At 51.8% G+C, this 6448-nt stretch carries 7 protein-coding genes; 2 read left to right on the top strand and 5 right to left on the bottom strand.

The features are described from left to right. Nucleotides 1–96: 96 nt before the first annotated feature. The gene (locus tag ACP5D4_RS08890; RefSeq protein ID WP_428011265.1) at nucleotides 97–966 is read left to right on the top strand and encodes an Npun_R2479 family HD domain-containing metalloprotein; all 870 of its coding nucleotides are present in this window, start codon (nucleotides 97–99) and stop codon (nucleotides 964–966) included. Nucleotides 967–1140: 174 nt separating this feature from the next. Here the strand turns inward: ACP5D4_RS08890 and ACP5D4_RS08885 are convergent, their stop codons facing one another. From ACP5D4_RS08885 to ACP5D4_RS08875, 3 genes are all read right to left on the bottom strand, one after another. Next, nucleotides 1141–1569 carry a phosphomannose isomerase type II C-terminal cupin domain gene (locus ACP5D4_RS08885; RefSeq protein WP_428011264.1) on the bottom strand — a complete coding sequence of 143 codons (429 nt, stop codon included), beginning with the start codon at nucleotides 1567–1569 and terminating at the stop codon, nucleotides 1141–1143. A 350-nt stretch (nucleotides 1570–1919) separates the two neighbouring features. Next, on the bottom strand, nucleotides 1920–3077 hold the full coding sequence (locus ACP5D4_RS08880) for a hemolysin family protein (RefSeq protein ID WP_428011263.1): 1158 nt from the start codon (nucleotides 3075–3077) through the stop codon (nucleotides 1920–1922). Nucleotides 3078–3161: 84 nt separating this feature from the next. Further along, complete coding sequence (locus ACP5D4_RS08875; RefSeq protein ID WP_428011262.1) at nucleotides 3162–3299, bottom strand: hypothetical protein; 138 nt, start codon at nucleotides 3297–3299, stop codon at nucleotides 3162–3164. A gap of 157 nt (nucleotides 3300–3456) precedes the next feature. Here ACP5D4_RS08875 and rimO point away from each other — a divergent pair, with 157 nt between their 5' ends. Beyond that, nucleotides 3457–4806 (top strand): 30S ribosomal protein S12 methylthiotransferase RimO, encoded by a 1350-nt coding sequence (rimO, locus tag ACP5D4_RS08870; RefSeq protein ID WP_428011261.1) that lies wholly within the window; start codon nucleotides 3457–3459, stop codon nucleotides 4804–4806. A 246-nt stretch (nucleotides 4807–5052) separates the two neighbouring features. On the opposite strand, the gene ACP5D4_RS08865 is transcribed toward rimO, so the two are convergent. Together ACP5D4_RS08865 and ACP5D4_RS08860 are read right to left on the bottom strand one after the other, a co-directional pair. After that, the gene (locus ACP5D4_RS08865) at nucleotides 5053–6030 is read right to left on the bottom strand and encodes a trypsin-like serine peptidase (protein WP_428011260.1); all 978 of its coding nucleotides are present in this window, start codon (nucleotides 6028–6030) and stop codon (nucleotides 5053–5055) included. Nucleotides 6031–6130: 100 nt separating this feature from the next. Next, on the bottom strand, nucleotides 6131–6358 hold the full coding sequence (locus tag ACP5D4_RS08860; RefSeq protein WP_428011259.1) for a hypothetical protein: 228 nt from the start codon (nucleotides 6356–6358) through the stop codon (nucleotides 6131–6133). Between the last annotated feature and the right edge of the window lie 90 nt (nucleotides 6359–6448).

Genomic DNA, 6448 nt, shown 5'->3' with positions numbered 1-6448 from the left:
AGTAACTACCTGTGGGTAGGAATCACCGTCCTTCTAGGGCGGTGAGGATGTCAAAAATATTTCACTCTCCGACTCTCGGGCAAGTCTAAACCGACTATGTTTAACGCCACCGAAATCCTGATTCAAAATTTCGTCGAACGATTGCGGGAAGGATACCATCGCACCTATGGCGGTTATAAGCCCGATTACGCCGATATTATCGCCTGGGCGGGGGGTATGGCCCTGGAAAATATCGCCAACAGCGACGCCCTCTATCACACCGTCGAACATACCATCGGCGTCGCCCTCGTCGGACAGGAAATTCTACGGGGAAAACACATCCGCGAAGGAGGAATTACCTGCGAAGACTGGCTGCACTTTATCATCTCCCTGGTTTGCAGCGATATCGGTTTCGTCAAAGGCGTCTGTCGCCAGGATCGCATTGAAGACAACCGCTTCGACTCTGGAACTAGCGAGTTAGTCGCCCTCGACCCCGGTGCCACCGATGCCAGTTTAGCCCCCTATCACGTCGATCGCAGCAAGTTATTTGTTGACGAACGCTTCAGCGGACATCGCCTCATCGTCTCGGAAGTCATCAAACGCAACATCGAATATACCCGCCAGCAATCTCCCGACGTCGATGGCTACGAAGATACCTCCGGCTATCCCGGTTTGTTGCGGGCGGCGGATTTAATCGGACAACTCAGCGATCCTCGGTATTTAAATAAGTTAGGGGCGTTGTATTATGAATATGAAGAAACGGGACTCAATCAAGAGTTAGGCTACCGACATGCGGGAGATTTGCGCCGCAGCCACTCGAAACAGTATTGGGACGTGATTTATCCGGCGATCGAAAACGCTCTGGACTATCTTTCCCTCACTCAAGAAGGAAAACAGATTATCGCTAATCTCTACGCCAACGTCTTCGTTGTCGAACACGATACCAGTCAGGCTATGTCGCCGTCTGGTATTATCAAAAAAAAGTGATTTTGTCAAGGCTTTCGCTTCAGTAAATTCTAGAAAGAACCCCGGAATCGCTCAGATTCCGGGGTTCTCGTTGCCTAAGTTTCAAGTGAGATGCTCCCCATCCCCATCGCAACCTCCGGCGTCGCTTAGGGATTGTTCAGACAAAATGGTTTATAAACGAGGCATTGCCAACGATTACTTGCCATTTCCGTTGTTCGATCGCGCGTAATCGTCTTGGAAACGGATAATATCGTCTTCTCCGAGATATTCCCCGTTTTGAACCTCAATCAACACCAACGGAATCACGCCGGGGTTTTCCAGGCGGTGTTTCGTTCCCTGGGGAACGTAAGTCGATTGATTGCTGTAAACCATTTGCTCTTTCTCGTCGCAAATGACGCGGGCGGTTCCCGAAACCACAATCCAATGCTCGCTGCGGTGGTGGTGCATTTGCAAGCTCAGGCGATGTCCCGGTTTGACTTCGATCCGTTTGATTTTATACTGAGGCCCTTCTTCGAGAACCGTAAACGATCCCCAAGGGCGGAGTTCGGTGGCGGCGACGCTAGCCGTCAAAGTTTCTGGAAGTGCGGCGGTGTTCGTTTTAGACTTATCTTGAACGGATGCCATATTGATTTTCTCCATGCAGCGTTGACGTTCGGGAAGCTCGAACGAGCAAACGAGGTCTCGTTTGACCAAACTTCAGTCGGTCTGAGTTGAAAAGGCTACTGTTTCCATTTTGGTCTAGGAAATTGGAAACTGGGGAAAATTCACCGCGACTTTAAGCAATCTTTAAAACTCTATGCAGCGATCGATCTCCCGAGGGATCGCTGCAAATCCCCCTGGAAGTCTCCGCAATTTTACGGAAGTTGGCGGCGATCGCTGCTCCCATTCCCGACTCGCCCCCCCTCGGAGAGTTCCCCAAACTCGCGTAACGGGATCGATCGAATTTACACAGACTTTAAGCTTTGTGGCTCGTCTTAACGGCGTCGGCGTCGATCGAACGGAGAGGAACCTTCCTCGTTTTCCGAGTATTTTGCCCCTTTCGCCGCCCGTTTCACCCGTTCCAGACGACTGGGAAAATCGCTTTCGTCGTAAATTTCCCCCACCAGTTCCTCGAGAATGTCTTCGAGGGTAATCAACCCCACCGTTCCCCCGTACTCGTCCACCACGATCGCCATGTGCAACTGTTGTTGTAACATCTCCTTAAGCAGATCGGCGATGCGTTTGGTTTCGGGAACGTACACCGGTTCGTCCATCACCGACGTCACCAATTCCATCGCGCGATCGCCCGAAGGACGCGATCGCAACTGTTGCAACGCCCGTTTCAAGTGAACCACGCCAACGATTTGGTCCTTCGACTCCTCCTGAACCGGAACCCGCGAATATCCCGTCTCCAAACACAAATCCACCAATTCCTGCAACGTCGCCTCATGAGAAATCGTCCGCATTTCAATCCGGGGTTTCACCACGTCTTTCGCACTGAGGCGATCGAGCATCAACGCCTTATGCAGCAGTTGGTGTTTGTGAAAGTCTAACTTACCTTTACCCCCCAACACCTCGATCATCAACTGCAAATCCTTCACCGACTCCCCCTGTTGCGCCTCCCGCGACTGAAACTGACGCAACGCCACCTGAGTAATCGTCTCGAACAGGCGAATCACGCCCAAAAACGAAAGCAGTTGCGACAGCCAGTAAATGGGGCGCACCACCACCATAAAAATCGGCAAAACGTTGTTGATGGCGACAGATTTCGGCACGATTTCCCCGAAGGTTAACACGAGAAACGTGACGACTGCCGTGGCGATACCGATGCCTCGATTTCCCAACCAAAGGCTAAACAAATTACTCGTCAGAATCGCCGAGAGGTTGTTTACCAGCGTATTCCCCACCAGCAGCGTAATAATGAAGCGAGTGCGGTTGGCTTGCAGGAGTTGAAAAATCCGCTTCGGCGTGTTCGGCTCCTGCATCAACGCCCGTAACTTAAAATTGTCTAAGGCCGTAATCGCCGTTTCCGATCCGGCAAAAAACCCTGACAGCAGTAGCATCACACACAGCGTAACGATATCGAGCCAGACACTACCCAACAACGGCTCGATTTCCGCAACTGCAAACAGGAACATTGAAGAAGGTATCAAAATGTCGATCGACAAGAGAAACCCTGACTCGCCTCGCGGCTGAGCCAGGATTTTCCAAAACTGTGAAATACTAGAGGCGGAGGCTTATCCGGCATACGCGGCTTGGTATGCCCACCACATCAGAAACGCGATACCGCCGAGAACCAGAATCGAAGAGAGTGCGATCGCAACGGGCGTATCTGCGCCCTTGAATTTCATAATGCCGCGATTGAGGTCAGTCATAATCCAGTCGTTTGCTAACAGGACTTGTGTCGAGTGATTTCAGTGGAGGGCGATCGAGCCGAACCGCTCCCTTACAGTGGAACGATCGACCCCCCGTATTGTACACTATCTGAGGCAACGTCAGACAGATTTTACCCCTAGGATATTTGATTTCGGTATGAGCAGCAAGCCCGCAATTTCCTTTTCTCACCTCGGATGCGAGAAAAATCGCATCGATACCGAGCATATGCTGGGATTGCTCTTAGAAGCGGGGTATCCCGTCGAAGCCAGCGAAGATTTAGCCGATTACGTCATCGTCAACACCTGTAGCTTCATCCAGGCGGCGCGAGAAGAGTCAGTGCGAACCCTCGTCGAACTCGCCGAAGACAACAAAAAAATTATTATCACCGGATGTATGGCGCAACACTTCCAAGAAGAGTTGTTAGCCGAAATTCCCGAAGCGGTGGCTGTGGTGGGAACCGGGGACTATAACAAAATTGTAGACGTTGTCAAACGCGCCGAAACCGGAGAGCGCGTCAAAGAAATTTCCGCCGAACCGACGTATATCGCCGACGAGTCTACCCCTCGCTACCGCACCACCAACGAGGGCGTCGCCTATTTGCGAGTGGCGGAGGGCTGCGATTACCGCTGTGCTTTTTGTATTATTCCCCATTTGCGAGGCAACCAGCGATCGCGCACCATCGAGTCCATCGTCGCCGAAGCCCAACAACTCGCCGCCCAAGGGGTGCAAGAGTTGGTATTGATTTCGCAGATTACCACCAACTACGGCGTCGACTTATACGGAAAGCCCAAACTCGCCGAATTGCTGCGGGAACTCTCAAAAGTAGAGGTTCCCTGGATTCGGATGCACTACACCTATCCCACAGGCGTCACCGCAGAAGTTATCGACGCCATCCGCGAAACCCCCAACGTCATCCCCTATTTAGACTTACCGCTACAGCATTCCCACCCTGATATTCTCAAGGCGATGAACCGTCCCTGGCAAGGGCGCGTCAACGATGCCATTCTCGATCGCATTAAAGCCGAACTCCCCGAAGCCGTCATGCGAACCACGTTCATCGTCGGCTTCCCTGGGGAAACAGACGAACATTTCCAGCATTTAGTGGAGTTCGTACAGCGTCACGAATTCGATCACGTCGGCGTCTTCACCTTCTCCCCGGAAGAGGAAACCCCGGCGTTTTCCATGGATAATCAAGTTCCCCAAGAAGTCATGGACGAACGGCGCGATATCCTGATGTCGGTACAACAGCCGATTTCTCTCAAACGCAACCAGGCGCAAATCGGGAAAGTCGTCGATGTGTTAATTGAAGAAGCCAACCCCCGCACCGGACAACTCATCGGGCGTTCTGCTCGCTTCGCCCCCGATGTAGACGGCGTGATTTACATTGAAGGTTCGGCGCATTTGGGGGCGATGGTTCCCGTGATGGTGACAGATGCGGATGCTTACGACCTGTTCGGGCGCGTGGCGACGGCGGCGGATTTGAAACGGCAGGTTTTGGCGGTTTAAGTTCGTTTTTTGGCGGTTTTCGCGAGTTTTTAACCCGGAGTCGCCGCCGCCACATCCCCCCTTGACTTGGGGGGAAATTTGTTTTAACATAAGGGTATTCTAAAATAATTAGGATATACCTTTTTGGTTGATTTTTTAATCAACACTTATTCAAATCGTCTCTCTAAGTTCGAGATCCCCGGCATCTCCAAGATGCCGGGGATCTATGGCGTGACTTTTTCGTTGAGTTCGACCCTCTCCTGTAGCTCAACGCATCATTTCCCGAGCCGTATTCTGCCAGCGATCGACCTGCATTCCGTAGTTGATAATGTCCCCCGTATTGGTTTCAGCGGCTCCAGCATGAAGACCGAGAATCACGTATTTTCCAGAAGCTAACCGACCTAACAGAGTTGCCCCAGACGCTCCGCTATTGGTATCGCAATCGTGGAGGAGTCGATCGTCACTGGCGAGTCCCAAGATACTGCAATTGCGGTGAATACCGGGTGTATTGCCGGGAGCGTAGCCGGGAGCGTTGTCGGGAAAATCGAAGGAATAGCCCACGAGGTTGAGTTTGTTTTGCAAAATCTCGAGGACTTCCGGACGTTCGATGGCCGGAACGAGCCAGCCAATTTCTCCGTAATATTCTCCGAGGGGTTCGTCGAGTTGAATTAAGGCCCAATCATCTGCAACCCGTCCGTCGTTGAAATTGGTGCCGTATTCAACAGCGATCGCCTTCGCCGTATCGCTCGATCGACCTCGAATCACGTTGGGACGAAACACCATTTCTCGATCGGTCAATTGGTGAGTATTGGCATCGATGACACAGTGAGCGTTGGTTAAAACCGTATTGCGTCCGATGAGAGTTCCCGTACACCAACCTTCCAACTGTCCTCTTATATCGTACTGTTCCACGCGACCGATCGCCGACCAAGGATAAGCCCCTGACGTCATCAAAACGCGATCGTCTTCACCAATCACAGCTCGTTCGCCATCGGGAACCGGACTCGGCGAAATACTCAACCCTTGCGGAACCTTACCAGAACTGTCCGTTTCGGGATTGAGGCTGAGGTCGATGGGGGTCAGTGCAAAGGTTTCCGCGTCGGGGGAATCCTGGCTGCGAACGACTTGCCAACTTCCCAAACCGACGGTTAAAAGCAACCCCAGACAAAAGCCGACGAACCATCGCCGTGGAAATCGCTGCATTTTCATGTTGGGTTCCGACTCCTCGATTGGATATCGATACATCGATTTCTATTTTGCCCGAGCCATTGGCGAAATCTTTGCTCGTTAAGGTTTTGGTAACAAAAATTTGTCCAAAAGCCCAGTTTTTCGGAAAAAGTAGGTGTTATTCAGGGAAGTTCTCGGGACTCAAGAGTCCCTCAGACCACTCCAACGCCTCGTTTTCGCGTTCTTCATCCGCCGCCATCGCTGCGTAACCGGCTTCAATGTCGGCAGCGATAACGTGAGGACGCAGTGAATCCTCAATAAACTTATCGATGTTGGGGCGATCGATCGTGCGATGCAAGCCGTCGTAAACCAATTCGTCTAGCCAAATTGTCAATTTTCGTTGCATCGTTTTTATGTTGCCAAATCTAGGCGCGATCGACGTTGCAAATTGCGTTACGACATCTGACAGTGGTGGGGGTTGTGATGTTATGCTATT

Source organism: Baaleninema sp. (assembly GCF_049974805.1).
Lineage (GTDB): Bacteria > Cyanobacteriota > Cyanobacteriia > Cyanobacteriales > Geitlerinemataceae > Baaleninema.
Note: the sequence above shows the minus strand (reverse complement) of the source record. Positions and strands in the feature narration are given on the sequence as shown.